Annotated in this window: 12 protein-coding genes; 1 reads left to right on the forward strand and 11 read right to left on the reverse strand. The window is 62.7% G+C overall.

Going from position 1 to position 18,671, the window contains the following annotated elements:
- Window positions 1-50 precede the first annotated feature (50 nt).
- The 5 genes from HKK54_RS10965 to HKK54_RS10985 all read right to left on the reverse strand — a co-directional run bounded on the left by HKK54_RS10965 (window position 51) and on the right by HKK54_RS10985 (window position 6,397).
- The gene (locus HKK54_RS10965; RefSeq protein WP_169386796.1) at window positions 51-1,355 is read right to left on the reverse strand and encodes an autotransporter outer membrane beta-barrel domain-containing protein; all 1,305 of its coding nucleotides are present in this window, start codon (window positions 1,353-1,355) and stop codon (window positions 51-53) included.
- 111 nt (window positions 1,356-1,466) lie between these two features.
- Window positions 1,467-4,439 carry an autotransporter outer membrane beta-barrel domain-containing protein gene (locus HKK54_RS10970; RefSeq protein WP_169386797.1) on the reverse strand — a complete coding sequence of 991 codons (2,973 nt, stop codon included), beginning with the start codon at window positions 4,437-4,439 and terminating at the stop codon, window positions 1,467-1,469.
- Window positions 4,440-4,636: 197 nt separating this feature from the next.
- A complete protein-coding gene (locus tag HKK54_RS10975) occupies window positions 4,637-5,308 on the reverse strand; it encodes a GNAT family N-acetyltransferase (RefSeq protein WP_010168359.1) in 672 nt (223 codons plus the stop codon).
- Window positions 5,309-5,318: 10 nt separating this feature from the next.
- Entirely contained in the window at window positions 5,319-5,765 is a 447-nt protein-coding gene (locus tag HKK54_RS10980) for a GNAT family N-acetyltransferase (RefSeq protein WP_169386798.1), read from the reverse strand.
- Window positions 5,762-6,397, reverse strand: a complete 636-nt coding sequence (locus HKK54_RS10985) for an FMN-binding negative transcriptional regulator (protein WP_169386799.1) — start codon at window positions 6,395-6,397, stop codon at window positions 5,762-5,764. Before HKK54_RS10985 ends, HKK54_RS10980 begins: the two co-directional genes overlap by 4 nt.
- Before the next feature lie 104 nt (window positions 6,398-6,501).
- Between HKK54_RS10985 and pdxR the strand changes: the two genes are divergently transcribed.
- Window positions 6,502-8,049 carry a MocR-like pyridoxine biosynthesis transcription factor PdxR gene (pdxR, locus tag HKK54_RS10990; RefSeq protein ID WP_169386800.1) on the forward strand — a complete coding sequence of 516 codons (1,548 nt, stop codon included), beginning with the start codon at window positions 6,502-6,504 and terminating at the stop codon, window positions 8,047-8,049.
- Window positions 8,050-8,055: 6 nt separating this feature from the next.
- Here the strand turns inward: pdxR and HKK54_RS10995 are convergent, their stop codons facing one another.
- The 6 genes from HKK54_RS10995 to HKK54_RS11020 form a co-directional block, all read right to left on the reverse strand.
- Window positions 8,056-12,699, reverse strand: coding sequence for a dermonecrotic toxin domain-containing protein (locus HKK54_RS10995; RefSeq protein ID WP_169386801.1), 4,644 nt, complete (start codon window positions 12,697-12,699; stop codon window positions 8,056-8,058).
- Window positions 12,700-12,824: 125 nt separating this feature from the next.
- Window positions 12,825-13,916: a polyamine ABC transporter substrate-binding protein gene (locus HKK54_RS11000; RefSeq protein ID WP_010168351.1), complete on the reverse strand. Its 1,092-nt coding sequence runs from the start codon at window positions 13,914-13,916 to the stop codon at window positions 12,825-12,827.
- Entirely contained in the window at window positions 13,913-14,947 is a 1,035-nt protein-coding gene (locus tag HKK54_RS11005) for a histone deacetylase family protein (protein ID WP_169386802.1), read from the reverse strand. Before HKK54_RS11005 ends, HKK54_RS11000 begins: the two co-directional genes overlap by 4 nt.
- A gap of 133 nt (window positions 14,948-15,080) precedes the next feature.
- Window positions 15,081-16,073 (reverse strand): AraC family transcriptional regulator, encoded by a 993-nt coding sequence (locus tag HKK54_RS11010; RefSeq protein ID WP_010168349.1) that lies wholly within the window; start codon window positions 16,071-16,073, stop codon window positions 15,081-15,083.
- Between the two features lie 50 nt (window positions 16,074-16,123).
- On the reverse strand, window positions 16,124-17,110 hold the full coding sequence (locus tag HKK54_RS11015) for an asparaginase (protein WP_169386803.1): 987 nt from the start codon (window positions 17,108-17,110) through the stop codon (window positions 16,124-16,126).
- 86 nt (window positions 17,111-17,196) lie between these two features.
- Complete coding sequence (locus HKK54_RS11020) at window positions 17,197-18,648, reverse strand: alanine/glycine:cation symporter family protein (RefSeq protein WP_169386804.1); 1,452 nt, start codon at window positions 18,646-18,648, stop codon at window positions 17,197-17,199.
- Between the last annotated feature and the right edge of the window lie 23 nt (window positions 18,649-18,671).

Genomic DNA, 18,671 nt, shown 5'->3' on the forward strand with positions numbered 1-18,671 from the left:
CGCTTAATCCTCGGGGGGGCATGTGCCCCCTTTTTTTTCGCCTGCACGAATCAGAAGGCCAGGGTCCATTGGCCAGTCAGCCCTTGGTTGCGACTGTTGCTGCCAGCCTCGAAGGCGTAGGTCAGGCCCACGGTGTGTTGCGGCGACAGCACGAGGTCCAGCCCGGTGTGCAAGGCCAGGCTGTCACGGTCCAGGGCGGTGCCTTCAACCGTGAAGTCACTGTTGAACCCCGGTCGTTTTACCCAGGCGGAAGAGTGGCGCACGCTGCTGTCCACGTCGCCATAGAGATGCTTCCAGCGGGTGCTCAGGTGGGGTTTGAGGGCCATGTCGTTGTCCAGGGTGTAGGCGCTGGCCAGACGCACACCGAAGGTGCTGCTGAGGTTTTCCTGGGTCTGGGCGCCGACGTTCAGCGCGGTGAAACCGCCTTTTTCCTTGTAGCGGTCGCGGTGGTAACGCTGATACCCGACGCCGCCAAAAGGTTCGACACTGAAGCTGCCCGCGTTCACCTGATAGCCCATCTCGGCAAAAGCGTTTTGGCTCTGGGCGTTGTATTTGCCGGTGGGCTGCTCGCGGTGATCAATAAAATCAAAGTCCACGGTGCGTTTGTTCTTGCCCGCATGGCTGCTGTAGATCGCACCCAGGCGCAGTGCCAGCGGCCCGTCCTGGCGCACGGCGTACCCGCCCAGGTGCCAGCTGTCCAGTTCGCCCTTGAAGCGGTTGGCGCTCAGTTCGCTGGTGGACTTGGCACCCATCACGCCCACCCGCCAGGCAGGGTCCACGGCCCAGTCGGTACCCAGCACCAGGCCTTGGGTGCGTTGCTGCAAACCGAGGCTGCCGTGCTGCCCTTCGAGGTTGCCGGCATTGCCCAGGCCCTGGAGCCAGAAGCGGCCATGGCCCGGCGTATCGCGGTCGTCGCTCACCTGGCGCATGGCTGAAAGCAGGCTGGCGTTCAGCTGTTCCATGCTGTTTTGAGTGGCGCTGGCCAGGTTGGCATTCTGGCTGCCCGCCAGTTGCTCAAGCACCGCACCCACACGCCCTGGCTGCAGGTTGCCCAGCTCCCGGCCATAGTTTTCAAGTTGGTATTCTTCCCATTTGCTCAGTTCGCCCGATGCCAGCAGCGTATCCACGGCGTTATCCAGCACCTGGGCAACGTGCTGGCCATTACGGGTGGTTGCGTGGTCGGCGAAGTAAAAGTCCTCGCTCGGCTTGGCCGGAGCGGGGGGCTTGTGGCTGGGGGCCTGGACAAGCCACTCACTGTCTGGCTCGATCTCTGTCCGTGCCTGGGCGTATTGGAGGCTGGTGGCACCCATCGTGAGGGTGATCGCGAGCGCGAGTTGTTTCTTGATGAACGGCATATGAACCCGACTTCATTGATGAATTAGGCCGGGAATTTAGCGAGGTGAAGGGCAGATAAATGTCAGGCTACCGACCCTTCGTATGCGGGAGAAGTCTCTAGTGGGCGGCGATTAAAAACTCATCTGCCATTGCCCGATCAGCCCGTGATTGCGGCTATTACTGCCGATTTCACCGGTATAGCCCACACCCACCGTATGGCGGGCCGACAGGCCTACATCCAGTCCGGCCTCCAACAGCAGGCTGTCGCGGTCCAGAGCGCTGCCTTCGACATTGAATGCCGTGCCACCCATCAGGAAAGCCTGGCGCGTGCTGCTGTCCACATCACCGTAGGTGTGTTTCCAGCCGGCACTGACCCGTGGCGTGAGGCTGACGCCGTTGTCCAGTTGGCTCAGGTGGGCCAGTCGCAGGCCGAAGGTGCTGCTGAAATTGTCCTGGGTCTGCCCATCGACATGCAGGGCGGCGGCACCGCCTTTTTCGTTGTAGCTGTCGCGGTGGTAGCGCTGGTAGCCGAGGTTGGCGAACGGTTCGGCACTCAAGCGCCCACTGCCCATGGCGTAGCCCAGTTCGGCAAAGGCTTGCTGGCTGTTGGCGTCGTAGTCGCCTTTTAGGCGGTCACTGAAACCGTCGAAGGCCACGGTGCGCTTGCTGTCGCCTTGGTGCCCGCTGTACGCGGCGCCCAGGCGCAAGGCCAGTGGGCCGCTTTGACGCATGGCGTAGATGCCCGCGTGCCAGCTGTCGACGCTGCCGTCGACGCCGGTGGTGTCCAGGTCGGTCTTCGAATAACCGCCCAGCACGCCTACGCGCCAGTCGCTATCTACGGCCCAATCGGCGCCCAGCACGCTGCCCCTGGTGCGCTGGGTCAGGCCGTTGCTGCCGTGGTCGCCGTCGAGCTTGCCGTAGCTGCCGATGCCTTGCAGCCACAGACGGCCGCGAGCGTTGGGGTCGTTGAGGTTGCGCGCCTCGGCGGGTACGCCGGTGGCGGCCAATGCGGGTGTGTCTTTTTGATCAAGGCCAACGAGCAACCCGGCACCGCCGCCCAATTGATGCATGGCGCTCAGCATGCTGCTGCCGACCTGGGCGCTGGCGCCGAGGGTGGCGCTGGTCAGGTTGGCGGTGCTGCTGCCCGCGAGTTGCTCGATGGCGGCACCGGCGCTGCTGTTGGTGGTGTTGAGCAGGGCGTTATACAGCGTGTTGTTCTTGCCCAGGCTCGCCAGGGCGTTGGCGGCGCTGGCGCCGTTGCCGCTGTTGGCGAACTGATTGAAGGCCACGTCGTTGCGGGTATAGGTCAGGCCAACCTGAGTGGGGCTGTAATCCAGCGTCGGGGTGAGGAAGGCGTAGTCGCTGGTGACCTTGCCGAACGTGCCGTTGATACTGCCGGCTTGCAGCACCGTGTAGTGGCTCTGCCACGGGTAGGTGCCGGTGCCGGGATTGATCGCCAGGGTCGCGCCATTCAGGTAGGCGGTGCCACCGACCTGGACCGGTGCGCTGCTGCCGTCGGCATTCACGCCGTAGGCCAGGGTCGAGCCGCTGGTCATGGTCAGGTCGCGGGTGATAGTGGCGGTGCCGAGCGCCGTGTTGGTCTGCAAGGTGCCTTTGACCAACAGGCTGCCGACGCTGCCGCCACCGGCATAAATACCGCCTTCATCGACGGTCAGGTTGCCGGCGATCCCGCCCTGGTTGATCAACTTGGCGCCGCTGAAAATCTCGCCGCCGTCGCTGAAGTCGCCGCTGCCGGTGAGGGTCCAGGTGCCTTGCTTGACGTCCAGCCATTCGAAGTTGCGACTGTCACCAAAGCTGCCGCCGGTGGCGTCGTCCATGGTCAGGCGGTCGTAGCCGGTGCCGCCGTCCACCACACCCACAAAGCGGCTGCCGCCGAGCAGGGTCAGCGTGTCATTGCCACCGCCCAAATCCAGGGCCAGGCCGTTGCTGCCGCTGATCAAGCCGGCGTTGACCACCGTGTCGGCAAATTCGCCGACGAACTTCACGCCGAAGCCGTTCAGGCCCTGGATGGTGCCGTGGTTGATCAGGGTAGTCGCGGCAAGTCCCGGGCCGTCGCTGCCATCGTCCACCAGTACGGCGTTATTGGCGCCGCTCACCAGCGCGCCCGCACCGTTGAACACGTAGCCACCGCCGAGGGCGATGCCTTCGCTGCCGTTGGCAAAACCGTTCTTGTCGACGCCACCGGCGCCCACACCCTGGATGATCCCGTAGTTTTCGATGTGGGCGATCTTGTCGATGTCCACGCCGTCACCGTCGCCATCGGGTTGCAGCCCGGAGTAGGCACCCGTGATGGTGCCGTAGTTGATCACGGTGCCGTCGCCGTCGGAGCCAAAGCCCGAGCCGTTGCGGCCGATCACCGTGCCGTAGTTGGTCAGCGTGGCGCCCAGGTCGGTGGTGATGCCGTGGCGCCCGCCGGAAATCAGGCCGTAGTTGGTGACCGTCACCCCGGTGGCGGAGTCGATGTCGACACCGTCGAACTTGTCATCGCGCGAGTGGGTATCGCCGGTGGAAATCTCGCCGTAGTTGGTGATGGTGGCGTTGGCACCGGTCTTCATGCCGTCGCTGGCATCGCCGCGAATCAACCCGCCGAGGCGGTTGATGATAGTGGTCGTGACGTTGGGGCTGCGGATCGCATCCAGGTCCAGCCCTTGGCCAGTGGTGGAGCGAATGGTGCCGCTGTTGTCGATCAACAAGCTGCCGCTGGCGAAGTTGCTGTCGATGCGCAGCGCGTCGTTGGCCCCCTGGATCACCCCGCCGGCACGGTTGTAGAGGGTGTAATTGCGCGTGCCGGTGAGGTCACCGTTGCTGTCGATGGCGCGGCCGCCGGTGGAAGTGATTTTGCCGGAGTTGTCGATCACCACGCCGGCACCGCTGGTGCTGCCCGCCAGGGTAACGGCGACTTTGGAGGTGGTGATGCTGCCCGGCGCCGAAATCGTCAGCGAGTCGCTGCCACCCAGGGTTTGCCCGGTGGTGGTCGGGGTGTCGATCTGCAGGGTTTTGGGCGGAGCGGGGGCTGCGTCAGCAAAGCCGCTGCTTACCAGCAGGCCAAGGGTGAGTGCGAGGCGCTGAGGTGACGGGGGCATGGCGGGCGACCTTGTTTTTAGAAAGAGTCGACCTGTATAGCGGAGGTTTTTTACAGAATGATGGCGGGGAGGTGACAGCAGGCAGTGTTGGCCGGGCTTGCCCGCGATGGGGGTGTGTCAGTCGACATATTCATCGTCTGAACCACCGCCATCGCGGGTAAGCCCGGCTCCTACAGGGATGGGTGGTGTTTACAGATTCAGGCTCGGCACTCCACCAGCGTCTTCAGTTGGCCCGAACCTGCCTGGTTTTCATCCGATAACCAGCGCTCAAACCCTGCTCCAATCGCCGGCCATTCCCCATCCAGGATCGAATACCACGCCGTGTCGCGGTTCTTTCCTTTCACTACGGTGTGTTGGCGAAACACGCCTTCAAAACTGAATCCCAATCGCTCTGCCGCGTTTTTGGAGCGGGCGTTGGCGTTGTTGCACTTCCACTCCAGCCGGCGATTGCCCAGCTCAAACGAATGCTTGGCCAGCAGGTACACCGCTTCGGTGCTTTTCGGCGAGCGTTGCATCGGTGCACCGAAGGTCACGTGGCCGATTTCGATGCGGCCCTGCTCGGGCACGATGGACATCAGGCTGAGAATGCCTTGCACGTCGCCGCTGGCCTTGTCGATCACGCTGAAGAAGTACGGGTCGTTGTGGGTCGCATGGTTGTTCAGCCAGGCATCGAAGGCGGCGCGCTCGGGGAACGGGCCGTAAGGCAAATAGTCCCACAACTTCGGATCAGCACCGGGGCCTTGCAGGGCGTTGAACAGGTCATCGCCATGGCGGGCCGGGTCGAGTTTTTCCAGGCGCACGAAGCGCCCTTCGATAAGGGTGACGGTGGGCGCCGGAACGCCTTTCCAATCGGCCAATGATGTCGACATGCTGCTCTCCTTAAAGACCTTTGCGAAACTGGATAAAGCCGGGGCGTTCGGCAATGCGTTCGTACAGCTGGATGGCGGTGGCATTGGTCTCGTGGGTCAGCCAGTGGACCTTGCAGCAGCCGTCCGCCTTGGCGGTGGCGTAGACGAATTCGATCAGTTTGCGACCCACCCCGGTGCCGCGCTGGGCCGGGTCTACCAGCAAATCCTGCAGGTAGCAGGAGTTCTCGATGCTCCAATTGGAACGGTGGTAGATGAAGTTGACCATACCCACGGCCTTGCCGTCCTGCCAGGCCAGGGCCGAATGGGTGGGCTCATTGGCGTCGATTAGGCGTTGCCAGGTGCTCTGGCTGACGGCGTCCGGCAACTCGGTATTGTAGAAGCGCAGGTAGGCCTGCCACAGGGGCAGCCACGCGGCGTGGTCGGCGGCAGTGACTGGGCGGATCTCGATCTGGCTCATGTTGGCTCCTTGGGAATAAAGCGGGCGAGGGTCTGGTCGCGTACGTCGGTGCTGGCCGCCAGTCCTTCGCGAACACCGGCAATGTCGGCGGCACTGCGGTTCTGGCTGAGTTTGCGCTTGCCTTCCAGGCGCTGGATCGGCAGGGCAAAGCCGACAATGGCCTTGAGCATGCCGTCGATGTAGTCGGCCGGGGCGTCGCTGACTTTCCAGGGCTGGGCGCGCGGGGATTCGTGGCGGTCCGTCAGGGCGGTGACCAGGCTGAGCAGGCGGTCGGCGTCGGTGAAGACGTCGGCGGTGCCGTAGGCGTGTACCGCGATGTAGTTCCAGGTCGGCACGACTTTGCCGTGTTCGGCCTTGGCCGGGTAAAACGCCGGGCTGATGTAGGCCTCGGCGCCGGCAAAAATCACCAGGGCCTCGCTGCCATTCTGCAAGTCTTGCCACTGCCGGTTGGCTTTGGCCAGGTGCCCGTACAGCGTGCCGTTGGGGCCTTCGTCGGGATTCAGCAGCAGCGGCAAGTGACTGGCCTGCAGGCCTTGCTCGCCAAAGGTGATCAACTGCGCCAGGCGGGTGTGGCGGATCAGTTGCTGGATTTCGGGCAAGTCATCGAGGGCAAAGGCGCGTGGTGTGTACATGAAGATTTTCCTTGGCGAATGCCTGCATCCTAGGCAGGCTATTGGTTCGATGTAAGAGCCATCTGTGCTCCATTTCATAGGTCCAATTTGCCGGAGCGTGTGCCATGCCCCCGTTAGAGCCGCCGCTGTCGTTCAACCCTGCCGGCATCGAGCTGGACCGCCGCCAGGGCCTCACGCGCCAGCTGTACCAGGCCCTGCGCCAGCGGGTACTGGACGGGCGGCTGGTCAGTGGCACCCGGCTGCCGGCCAGCCGTGACCTGGCAGCGGCGCTGTCGATTTCCCGTAACAGCGTGGTTCGCGCCTACGATCAGCTGTATGCCGAAGGCTTCATCGAAGGGCGGGTGGGCGATGGCACCTATGTGGCGCAACTGCCGCAGACACCCCTCAGCTCCAAAAAACTATCCACAAAAGTATCCACAGGGTTATCAACAGGCTTATCCCCAGGGTTATCCACAAAACGCCCGGATTTACCTGTAATTTCATCCAGTCAAGTTATCCACAGTGCGGCCCTGGGGCGGGTAGAAAACAACCATTTGCCGTTGCCGCCGACCGGTCCTCCGCGGGCGTTTCGCGTGGGTATTCCGGCGTTCGACCTGTTTCCCTTCGACGTCTGGGCCAAGCTGAATGCGGCTTTCTGGCGCAAGCCGGACCTGCAGCAGCTGTGTTATGGCGACCCGGCAGGGGATGAGCGCTTGCGGGGGCTGATCGCTGCCTATTTGCGCAGTTCCCGGGGCATGCACTGCACGGCTGAACAAATAGTGATCACCAGCGGCGCGCAGCAGGCAATCAGCCTTTGTGCACAGCTGCTGGTGGCGCCGGGGGATGGGGTGGCGGTGGAAAACCCGGGTTACCGTGCGGCAGGCCATGCGTTCGCACTTGCCGGGGCAAAACTCCACGGGGTGGCCGTGGACAGTGAAGGCATTGATTGCTCGGCGCTGAACGCCATCGACAGTTGCCGCCTGGCCTATGTCACGCCCTCGCACCAATACCCGATGGGCGTGGTCATGAGCCTGGCCCGGCGTCTGGAATTGCTGGCCTGGGCCGAGCGCACCGGCGGCTGGATCATCGAGGACGACTACGACGGCGAATACCGCTACAGCGGCGCGCCGTTGGCGCCTCTGGCGGCGCTGGATCGCAGTGGGCGAGTGCTCTATGTCGGCACGTTCGGCAAGGTCGCGTTTCCGGCGTTGCGCCTGGGTTACCTGGTGCTGCCGATGGCACTGGTGCAGCCCTTCGCCCGGCGTCGGGCGGTGGATGTGCGCCATTCCGAGGTCAGCACCCAGGCGGTGATGGCCGAGTTCATGGCTTCCGGGCACTTCCAGCGGCATGTGCGGCGCATGCGTCGCGCCGCCTTGAGCCGGCGCAACGCGTTACTGGCCGAATGGCCACAGGGTGTCGACGGTGTGGGCAGCGTGCCAGCGGTGGCGGCGGGGCTGCATTTGACGATACCGGTGCAAGGGCTGGAGCGCGAGCAGGCATTGATCGCGAAAGCGGCTGGCGTCGGGGTGGAAATCAACGGCCTGAGCAATTATTGGTTGCCGGATTCCGTCACGCCGCAGGATCGGCGTGCCGGCCTGGTGTTGGGCTTCGCGGCCGTGCCCGAGGCGCAGATCAGCCAGGCGCTGGCACGGTTGCGCCTGGCCTGGCAATAACCCGGCTCAGGTGGCGGGCGCGGGGGCCTTGCCCAAGAACAGTGACCGGGCCAGGTGCGGGCCGATTTTGGCGCGATAGATGGCCCGGCGTAGCTGTACGGACATGCCTTCATATTCTTCGAAGGCGCCCCCTAGCCGACGTTGTTCCGGGGTTTTCAGGTGGGCCACAATGTATGCCTCGTTGGGCGCATTCAGGCTTGCGTAGTGAAAGTGGGCATACCACAGCGCCCGGCTGGTTTTCTGGTCGCGTATCTCGTACTCCTGCATGAAATCCTTTTTCGGGCCTTTGAGCCTCCGGCGAACACCTGACGCATGAATGGTCACCTCTCCTTCGGTGGACAACAGTTCTATATGGGCGGCCGTGGGCAGGCGATTCTTGAGCATGTCGAGCCTGACGCGCCGACCTGTGCGGTAGAGCTTTTTCACGGCCTCATCAAGTTGTCGGTTCATCGCTTCGGAGGCGATATTGTCGGTTTCGTTAGTGGCGTTGGCGGCTTGCTCGACGACGCGCTTGGCCTGTTCCAGGGTTTGCGCCCGGCGCTCGAATTTTTCCTCGATCTCCACCGGCAGCCGTTGGGGTTGGTCAGCCTTTGCGGTGGTACGCTCGATAAAAGCATCGACATCGTCCAGCAATGCCTGGGCCTCTTTCAGGCTGTTGGGCACGCTTACGGCAGGTGCACGAGTGGCGGGCGGGGACGGGTGCGCGTGTTCTACCCAGTTGCCTGAATCCTTTTTGTGAAAGGTGGCAATGACCTTATGGGTCAGGGGTTCCTTGATGTCTACAAAGTCGGGATCGTTTTCGCGAGGTTCACCGACGACCACACCCTTGAAGCGAGTCTTGATGACCGTCTTTTTGGGCCGGGCAGATGCGCTTGATGACGCGCCTGCCTCGGCTCTGGCGTCCTTGGCTTTGCGTTCCCGCAGCGCAGAGCTCAGAGACTGCATGGCCCGTTGGGCGTACTCGTCGATCTGTTTGCGCAGGTCCTCCACCGAATCCTTCACTATCAGCTCGGGGTATTCGCCTGGCAGATCCAGCAGATTCTGGTTGATCAAGGTGAATTGATCGGCGACGTCATCCAGCGCCTCGATGTGCGCGTCCAGGTCGAGTTCAGCCCGCGTCTCCACCAGCTCACGGGAACTCTGGACGGTGAGTTGGGCGGCCTGGACAATGTCGTTGATGCTGTTGCGCGCCTCAGTCATGTCTGCGGTGCTGTTCTCCTGGAGGCACAGGGTGCGAGCGAGTGAAATACGGAAACCCTTCAAGTCATCCAGGTCAAACTGCGGCAGGTTTTCGCGGGTGCGCAGTTCCAGCTTTACCCCCTCGGCGCCCAGTTCCCTGAGGTATTTGAAGCGCGAACGAACGTACTCCAGCTGGGTGATCATATTCAGGGTTTTATCGGCCACGCGCCGACGGGCGAAGACCTCCTGCGGGTCACTGTCCATACCCTGTCCGCTGGCGGCCAGGTCTTTTTGGAAATCCGTCACTTGTTCGTTGATGCCGGCTTGCGCAATGAGCAACTGGCTTTCCAGGTAGTTGAGCATGCGTTTCGAATAGTCCGGCACAGCGTCGAGCAGGTTCAATGACTTCAGTTGGGCGATCGGTGCGTCGTACTCCCCCCGACGTTTATCCAGCGTGGCAATGAAGGTGGTGAGTGCGCTGGCGGACGTGCCGGGTGATGCGGCTCTGCTGACGCTACGGGCGGCCTCAAGCGCGGCACTTTCTTTGGCTTCCTGGCGGTCGAACGCCTCCAGTTGTTCACGCAGCCCGGTAATCGTGACGGGTTTGAGCCGCTGGCCTTTCTTCATCCGGCTGCGAAACCCTGCGCCGCGCAGGCGCAGGCGTGTATCGATAAACCATTGGCCCACGCGGTTGTTGACCAACACCGGGCCCAGGCGCTCGGGCTGTTTGGCGTCGATGATCATCGCCGTATCGTTTTCGTCCACTTGCACCTTGAACCAGCGTTCGCCCACCGGCGCATACCACTGATCATTGAGCGGGTAGAGGTGCTGGTGCGAGCCAGGCTGGGTTTGCTGCGCGCCCAGTGTTTCGGGGCGCGTGACGCTGAAGCTGTCGAGGGTCTTTTTCAGGCTCAACGGCTTGCGGGTCAAGGCGCCGAGGGTGTGCAGCGAAAGCTCGTGGCCGCCGGGCAGGTCGGGTGTCTGGATATCCGGTAGCTGAGTCGTGGGCAGTTGGCTTGCCGTTTCGGTCGTGGGGAATGTTTCCGGAGCGCCCACGACGGGTTTCTCGGCCCGCACAGCTGACGGCTGACGGCTGGCCAGGTGCAACGCCAGGGCCATGCCCAGGTTGAGGAAAATGTCGGTCAAGGCGGACCATTTGGCCTCGCTGTCGCCACGTTCGCTGGCGTCGATGGCTTCCTGCACGTCATTGATCAGTTGGCCGATCCAGGCCGCAGTGCCAACGGTTTTGCCCAAAAAGGGCAGGGCGGCATTGAAGATCGTCCAGCCGGCCCGTTTGAAACTTTCCCAGCGGGATTCTGCGTTGGACACCGACTGCTTGTCGGCGAGGTCCACCAGTGCCTTCGCGTTGGCGGCGAACAGCGCCGCCAAATCGTCGTCGTGGAGGGTCTGGCTGCCGAGAATGACCGGCCCGGTCATGCTCAACGCCAGCCACGGCTCTACCACCAGCGCGGACAAGGTCCTGGGCGAAGCAAGGAGGGCGCCGGGAAACACAAACTGTGCGTAGTCGGAACGCACGCTGTCGGGTAGCCAGGCCAACACCGACTCGCGCAGTTCGGTGGATTGTTTGATGGCGTAAATCAGGTTGTTCGGTGAGGCGAACTGCATCAACTGTCTCGTGGCCTGGGGGCGATACAAGAGGCAGGGGCCGTTGGCCGGGTTCTGCGGGCCTATGACGAACATGTTGCTGACCTGATCGGCGGCCTGGCTGGTGCGGCGCGTGGGAATAAACGCCAGGGGCCGAATGACCACGGTGTAGCCGTTCACGCGGCGCAGGTTGGGGTCGGATGCCATGGCCGCGCAGACATAACGGTAGCCTTGCTCATCCACACCGTACTGGCTGCGAATCTTGTATTGCAGCGCCAGCAACGGCAGTTGCAGGCGCAGTTGATCGGTATAGAGGGTTTGCCGCGCCAGTGACTGCACCGGGTCGTCGAGCAGGGTGGTTTTGACCAGCTTGGGATATTGATCGCCAATGTTCACTTGGGTGATCAGGTCTTGCAGGTACGTCACGCTCATCCAGCTCGGCAGGCTACGACCATCGTTGTACTGCGCGACCTTGTTGCCCAACGGCAGCGCGATCAGGTTTTGCAGGGCCAGTTCTTCGAGGCTGAAGGTGACGGTGCTGGTCAGGCCGGGGGCGGTGAATAACCCCCAGACGACCTGGCTGGTCACGGTAATTTGCACGAGCCTGAGCTTGAGCATCAGTTGCTGGCTGAGTTGAGTACCATTTGCCACCAGGCCCAGGTCGGTTTTCTGGGCGGGTGTCAGGGTCTTGGCCATGGCGTCGGCGATGGCCTGCAGGGCGTAGTCGCCAATCAGCGGAATGCTGTCCTGGTAGGTTTTATTGCCGGTGCGGTTATTGAGTGCGGCGATATCGAACAGGTAGCGGCTATAGCGGGACAGGTCGGCAGAGCTTGCGGTGTTCAACCAATCGGGCAGGGCATCGCTGATTTTTTCCAGCTTGTCCCTGTCGTCCGACGACAACTGCCCGAACTCCAGTTGCCCACGCTCGGCGATCTCATCGTTGGTCCCCAGGGACGGGGTCCCCGGGGCGATTCTGCCAATGGCATCGAGTTGCAGGCCGATAAGGGCGCAGGCCTGGTACTCGAAAAAATCCCCCTGGGGTTCGTAGAGCCGCCATTGCAGCGCTTTATCCTCGGGGTTGGTCGCTTGCAGGACCAGCGCCTTGCCCAGGTCGTCCAGGCTGTCGAACGGTTGGTACCCGTTGGCAATCGAGTACGTGAGGATCATCGTGTGTTGGTCATGGGTGCCGATCAGGATGGCGAGCGCGGCGAGGCTGATGTGTCGGGTATGGGGACCTTGGTCGATATCGATGTCGATCAGGTAGGCCCGGCTGCGGTATTTGTCATTGGGCAGGCGCACGGCGTAATCCGGGTACAGGAATACGTTCTTCGCCATGGCACATTCGTCCTCGCCCCAACCCACGGAGTCCTTGATATCCCAGGCATTGCGCAAGGCGTTGGCGAAGGCCTGCCAGCGAGTGCCCCGGGGGCCATCGGTCTGGTTCCAGAACTCCAGTTGTTGTTCCTGATACGCGATGAACAGCAGCGGAGCACATTCATTGATCAGCCGGGCGATGGCGTCGATACGCACCGGCAGGTGGATGTCCGGGCCGCTGGCGGCGCGGTCGGTCAGGTAGTGCTCACCGTCGATGTACACCACTGGTTTGTTGGAAACGGCGCGCCGTGCGAGTGCGCCGGTGACCGACTCGTGATGAGGCAAGCCGGGCACGACCTGGTCATTGACGATTAACCAGACTGGCGAGACGACAACGGCCAGGTCCGGGTCGATATCCAGTTCGGGATACAGCTCCTTCAACGCCGGCCGCAAAATTTTTGCAGCCACTTCGCGGATGGACGGGCCGGTGGTCAATTGGGTCAGCAGCGAATTGCCGTTGAGGGATTCTAATTCGGTGGAGGGCTGAGGCATGCAGGCATTCCTTGCTGGCAGAAGAGCGATCGGAGTGCCAGAAAGTAGCGGTGCCTGCCGGGGGGCGGGTAGTAGTTAACTGTGCAACGTGTGGCGAGGGACCCATTGCCCTCGCCACAGGTGCGTCAGGTCCCGGATTTGATCTTGGTCCAGGCCCGGGTGCGGGCGCGCTCGGCATCACGGCCCAGGGGTTTCAGGGTGTAGAGCGTGGCCATGGCCGCTTCGGTGGGGTACAGGTTGGGGTTGTTGCGAATCGCCGGGTCCACCAGGTTGGTGGCGTCCTTGTTGGGGTTGGGGTAGCCGACAAAGTCGCTGATCGGCGCAATCACCCCGGGTTGCAGCAAGTAGTTGATGAAGGTGTAGGCGTCCTCCGGGTCTTTGGCACCTTTGGGAATTGCGAGCATGTCGAACCAGATCGGCGCGCCTTCCTTGGGCAGGCGCATGTCCACGGTCACGCCGTTCTTCGCTTCTTTGGCGCGGTTGGCGGCCTGGGAGAAGCTGCCGGAATAACCGACTGCCACACAGATGTCACCGTTGGCGATGTCCGCCATGTATTTGGAGGAGTGGAAGTAGGTGATGTACGGACGGATCTTCATCAGCAAGGCTTCGGCTTTCACGTAGTCCTTGGGGTCGCTGCTGTTGGGGTCCAGCCCGAGGTGTTGCAGGGCCAGCGGCAGAATTTCCGACGGTGAGTCCAGCAGGGCCACGCCGCACTGTTTGAGCTTGCTGATGTTCTCTTCGTTGAAGATCAGGTCCCAGCTGTCCACCGGCGCATTGGCGCCCAGCGCAGCCTTGACCTTGTCCGGGTTGAAGCCGATCAGGATGGTGCCGTACATGTAGGGCACGGCGAATTTGTTGCCGGGATCGTTGGCCTCGATCAGCTTCATCAGCTTGGGATCGAGGTGGTTCCAGTTGGGCAGCTTGCTGCGGTCCAGGGGCTGGAACACCGAGGCTTCGATCTGCTTGGCCAGGAACACGTTGGACGGCACCACCACGTCGTAGCCGGAGTTACCGGTGAGCAGCTTGGCTTCCAGGGCTTCGTTGGTGTCGAAGATATCGTAGACCAGTTTGATCTTCGGGTTCTGGGCCTTGAAGTCTTCCAGGGCCTTGGGGGTGATGTAGTCGAACCAGTTGTAGACCCGCAAGGTAGTTTCTTCGGCGTGTGCCACGCCGCTGAACACTGCGGCGCACAGGACCAGATGCTTGAGCATGTTCATGATGCTGCCCCCTCAAAACCTTCCAGAACGTTGACGGCGTTGATGCCGATTTCTTCGACGGCGTAACCGCCTTCCATCACAAACAGGGTCGGCTTGCCCAGTTGGGCGATGCGGGCGCCCATGGCGAGGTAGTCCGGTCTGTCGAGCTTGAACTGCGAGATGGGGTCGTCCTTGAACGTGTCGACGCCCAAAGACACCACCACGACGTCGGCGCCATAGCGCTGGATCTCATTGCAGGCCTGCTCCAGCGCCGCGCTCCAGGTAGCCCAGCCCGAACCGGCTGGCAGCGGGTAGTTGAAGTTGAACCCTTCACCCGGGCCTTCCCCCAGCTCATCGGCATAACCGAGGAAGAACGGAAACTCCGCTTCCGGGTGGCCGTGAATCGAGGTGAACAGCACATCGCTGCGCTCATAGAAAATTGATTGGGTGCCGTTGCCGTGGTGGTAATCCACGTCAAGGATCGCGACCTTCTTGTGGCCCTGGTCGAGAAACGCCTGGGCGGCGATGGCGGCGTTATTGAGGTAGCAATAGCCGCCCATCAAGTCGCTGGCGGCGTGATGGCCGGGCGGTCGACACAGGGCGAACGCACTGCGGGCGCCTTGCTGGATGGCCTGTTGGGCGGTCAGTGCAACCTGCGCTGCGCTGTAGGCCGCTTGCCAGGTGCCGGCGGTAATGGGCGCGCCGCCGTCGAAGCTGTAATAGCCGAGTTGGCCGTGCAGGCTGGTGGGAATCACCTTGCGCAAGGTGCGGGCGGGCCAGGTGTAGGGCAGCAAGTCGCCGTCCTGGTTGAATGCTGTCCAGCGTTGCCAGGCGCTCTTGAAGAAGTCCAGGTAGGCCGCGCTGTGGATGCGTTGCAGCGGAGCCAGGCCAAAATCCACGGGCGCGAGCACCGGGCCCAGTTCGCGGTCCTTGACCCGTTGCAGCACATGGTCGGCGCGGGAGGGCATTTCAAAGCAGGGCATCAGTTGCCCGTCCATCAGTTCGCAGCGGCCGTGGTGCAGGTGGTGATCGTCCGAGTAGATCGTCAGCATATTGTTGTTCTCCGCAGGCTGTATCGGTGCAGGCAGTCTTGCGGCGGGCGGGGTTTATGAGAACGGCAGGAGCGGCCAAAAGGGGATAAATACGGCCAATGTGTATGACCGCAATTCGCCCCTCAATGGGGCGTCATGCGCGAAATTGGCTCGGCGCTACGCCGCTCCAGCGCACAAACGCGTGGCGGAAACTTGCGGTTTCGCTAAACCCCAGTGCTTCGGCAATCCGGTAGATCGGCAGCTCGTCCTCGCCCAGCAGCTGCTTGGCCCGCTCGAAGCGTAGCTCGTCGAGCAGTTCCTGGTAGCTGCAACCCTGGTCGTGCAGGTGTCGGCGCAAGGTACGTGCCGAGCAGTTCATCTGTTGGGCCAACCCCTCAAGGCCCGGCGCCGCCTGCAATTGGCTGGCGAGCACTTGGCGAATCCGGCCCAGCCACGCCTGGCGCCCGGTGAACTCCAGGTTCTGCTTGCGGCAACGCTCGGCCATGGCCTGGTGGGTGACGGCGTCGGCCAGGGGTAACGGCTGGTCCAGCCAGTGCTTGTCGAACGCAAAGGCATTGGCGGTGGCTTGAAACTGCAACGGGCAGTCGAAGCGCTCGCGGTAACGCGCCTGATAGTCCGGCGCGTCGTATTCAAAGCGCGCACCGCGCAATGGCAGCGGATGGCCGAGCAGGTCGTCGCAGATGACTTTCAATGAGACCAGGCAGAACTCGACGTTGAAGGTTTCCAGCGCCGGGTTCTCCCGATAATCACTGGCGCTGAACCAGATGCGCTCGCCGTCCTCCACCAGGCTCAGCTCGAAAAGTGTTCCCAACAGCGCCGGATAACGCAGGGCCAAACGTAAAGCGTCACCGAAGGTGGCACTGGTGAGCAGGGCGTAGCCGAGCATGCCGTAGGACGAAACGTGCATGCGCCGGCCCAGTTCCAGGCCGATATCCCGCTGCAGCGCCACGGCGTTGGCACACACGCGCATCTCCTGGTTGGTGGTGATGCGCGTGTCGGCACGGCTCAAGTCCGCCGGGCAGATGCCGCTGCCTTCGAGCAACGCGTCGCCGGGCAGGCCCTGGTCCTTGAAGGTGCCAAGCACCAGGGAGACGGCGTTGAGGGTGGTGAGGTGGGAGTGCAGCATGGGTGCTTCCAGCCAGGGGATGGCTGGAAGCGGAGCAAGTTATATGCCGGTCAGCTCAGCTCGCCACACAGGTCGAGCTCCACCAGGCGCCGGATTTCGGCATTCCCCAGCCCGGCGCCGATCAGCGCATTGAGCTTGCCGAATGCCGCTTCGCGGGTCATGCCGCCGCCCGACAACACGCCCACGCCGCGCAAGCGGCTGCCGGCTTCGTACACATCCAGCTCTACGCCGCCTTCATGGCACTGGGTGATGGCGACGACGACCACGCCCTGGTCCTGCGCGCGCTGGAGGCTGGCAAGGAACTCGGGGTTGTCGCTGGGGCCAGTGCCGCTGCCGAAGCATTCCAGCACCAGCGCTTGAATACCGCTGTCGATCAACGCGTCCAATTGCGCGGCGGCGATGCCCGGCACCAGTGGCAGCACACCCACATTGGCCAGCGCCTTGGCCTGGCGGTAATGCAGCGCCGCCGGAACCAACTCGGCTTGGGCCACGCCGCCGTTACGCTGCAACGCGGCAAACGGGTGGCGACCAAAACTGCGGATTTTCGCGCAACGGGTCGGGGCCATCAGTGCACCGTGGAAGTACAGTTGCACACCCGGCGCCAGGCCTGCGCCCAAGGCCACCAGCGCGCCGCTGACGTTTTCCCAGGCATCGCTGTCGGGTACGCCGGCGGGCAGCATCGAGCCGGTAAACAGCACCGGCGCCGGCAAGCCCAGCAACTGGAAGCTCATGGCCGCCGCGCTATAGGCCAGGGTGTCGGTGCCGTGCAGGATCAGCACGGCGTCGCAGCCGGCATCCACCGCTTCGATCACCGCCACACGCAAGCGCTGCCAGTAGGCGGGCGTCATGTTGGCGCTGTCGATCAGTGGCGACATTTCCCGGAAGCGCCAGGCAGGGACGTTGATATGGGGTTGGCTGGCGAGGAACTCGCTCATGCGCGCTTCAAAACCCGAAGCGGGTGCCAGGCCGTTGGCGCTGGCCTGCATGCCGATGGTGCCACCGGTGTAGAGCACCATGATGTTAGTAGCTGGGGACATCGAAGAATCTCCTGAACGAAAAACGCCGCCGGGCCCAGAGCATGCCCAAGGCCGGGCGGCGTGTCATCTATCTAGGCGTGCGACGCTTAGCGCTGCGCTTGAGCGTTCAGCTCTGCCGTTGCTTGAGCGGCAGGTTCCGGCTTCACCGGATTGGCCGGCCAGGCCTTGCGGTCCAGGTCTAGGTCCGGGAACTTGCTGGAATCAAACACCGGGGTCTTGATGCCCGCAGCACGCTGGCCGTCGTAGTCATTCAGGATGCGCATGGCGATCTTGAACAGGAACGCCAGGGCGAACAGGTTGACGAACGCCAGCATGGTCATGGTGATGTCGGCGAAGGCAAACACGGTGCTCAGGTTCTCGATGGAACCCCAGAAAATCAGCACCAGCACCAGCGCGCGGTAGCCCATCAACACCTTGCGGTTGTCGCCCACAATGAAGCGCAGGTTGCTCTCGCCGAGGTAGTAGTTGTACATGATCGAGGTGAACACGAACAACGCCAGGGCCACCGAGATGAACATCCGGCCCCAGTCACCGACCACCGCCGCCAGGGAGTTCTGGGTCAGGGCAATGCCGTCGCCTTCGAAGCCCGGGGTGTAGAAACCGGAAAGCAGGATCAGCAACGCGGTGCAGGTGCAGATCACGAAGGTGTCGAGGAACACGCTGAACGCTTGCACCACGCCTTGGGCGATCGGGTGTTCAACCGAGGCCACTGCGGCCACGTTAGGCGCACTGCCCAGGCCGGCTTCGTTGGCGAACACGCCGCGTTTCACGCCCATGATGATCGCGCTGCCCACCAGGCCACCGAAGGCTTGGTCGAGGCCGAAAGCGCTCTTGACGATGGTCGCGAGCATGGCCGGCACGTGGTCGAATTGCAGCACGATCACGTACAGGGTCACGGCGATGTAGACCAGGGTCTTGACCGGCACCAGCAGGTCGGCGATCGAGGCGATACGCTTGATCCCGCCGATGAACACCAGGCCCAGCAGCACGGCCAGGGCCAGGCCGGTGTAGGTGGTGTCCAGGCCAAACGCATTGTTCAGCGAGTGAGTCACGGCGTGGGCTTGCAGACCGTTGAAGGCGAAACCGAAGGTCACCAGCAGCAGGAACGCCATCACCATGCCCAGCCAGCGTTTTTGCAGGCCGTGCTGAATGTAGTAAGCCGGGCCGCCACGGTAGGTGCCTTCAGCGTCGGTGCGCTTGTAGAGTTGGCCGAGGGAGCACTCGATAAAGCTCGAAGACATGCCCACCAGTGCGGTAACCCACATCCAGAATACGGCGCCCGGGCCACCCAGGGTCACGGCAATGCCGACGCCTGCGATGTTGCCGGCACCCACGCGCCCGGCGAGGCTGAGCATCAGCGCCTGGAACGAGCTGAGTTGGCCGGTGCTGCTTTTCAGGCTGTCGCGAAACACCGAAAACATGTGGAAAAAGTGACGCAACTGAACGAAACGCGAGCGGATCGTGAAGTAACCACCGAGCCCGACAATGAGCACGATCAATACTTTCCCTGAGAGGAAGTCGTTGATGACTTCTAGCATGGAGTGTTCCTCGCTGATTTTTC

Origin of the sequence: Pseudomonas sp. ADAK13 (genome assembly GCF_012935715.1) — a bacterium.
GTDB lineage: Bacteria > Pseudomonadota > Gammaproteobacteria > Pseudomonadales > Pseudomonadaceae > Aquipseudomonas.

Coding starts and splice junctions, on each gene's coding strand:
- HKK54_RS11015 (WP_169386803.1), bottom strand. CDS start 17,110: ATGTCCCCAGCTACTAACATCATGGTGCTCTACACCGGTGGCACCATC.
- HKK54_RS10980 (WP_169386798.1), bottom strand. CDS start 5,765: ATGAGCCAGATCGAGATCCGCCCAGTCACTGCCGCCGACCACGCCGCG.
- pdxR (WP_169386800.1), top strand. CDS start 6,502: ATGCCCCCGTTAGAGCCGCCGCTGTCGTTCAACCCTGCCGGCATCGAG.
- HKK54_RS10975 (WP_010168359.1), bottom strand. CDS start 5,308: ATGTCGACATCATTGGCCGATTGGAAAGGCGTTCCGGCGCCCACCGTC.
- HKK54_RS11010 (WP_010168349.1), bottom strand. CDS start 16,073: ATGCTGCACTCCCACCTCACCACCCTCAACGCCGTCTCCCTGGTGCTT.
- HKK54_RS10970 (WP_169386797.1), bottom strand. CDS start 4,439: ATGCCCCCGTCACCTCAGCGCCTCGCACTCACCCTTGGCCTGCTGGTA.
- HKK54_RS10985 (WP_169386799.1), bottom strand. CDS start 6,397: ATGTACACACCACGCGCCTTTGCCCTCGATGACTTGCCCGAAATCCAG.
- HKK54_RS11000 (WP_010168351.1), bottom strand. CDS start 13,916: ATGAACATGCTCAAGCATCTGGTCCTGTGCGCCGCAGTGTTCAGCGGC.
- HKK54_RS11005 (WP_169386802.1), bottom strand. CDS start 14,947: ATGCTGACGATCTACTCGGACGATCACCACCTGCACCACGGCCGCTGC.
- HKK54_RS10965 (WP_169386796.1), bottom strand. CDS start 1,355: ATGCCGTTCATCAAGAAACAACTCGCGCTCGCGATCACCCTCACGATG.
- HKK54_RS10995 (WP_169386801.1), bottom strand. CDS start 12,699: ATGCCTCAGCCCTCCACCGAATTAGAATCCCTCAACGGCAATTCGCTG.
- HKK54_RS11020 (WP_169386804.1), bottom strand. CDS start 18,648: ATGCTAGAAGTCATCAACGACTTCCTCTCAGGGAAAGTATTGATCGTG.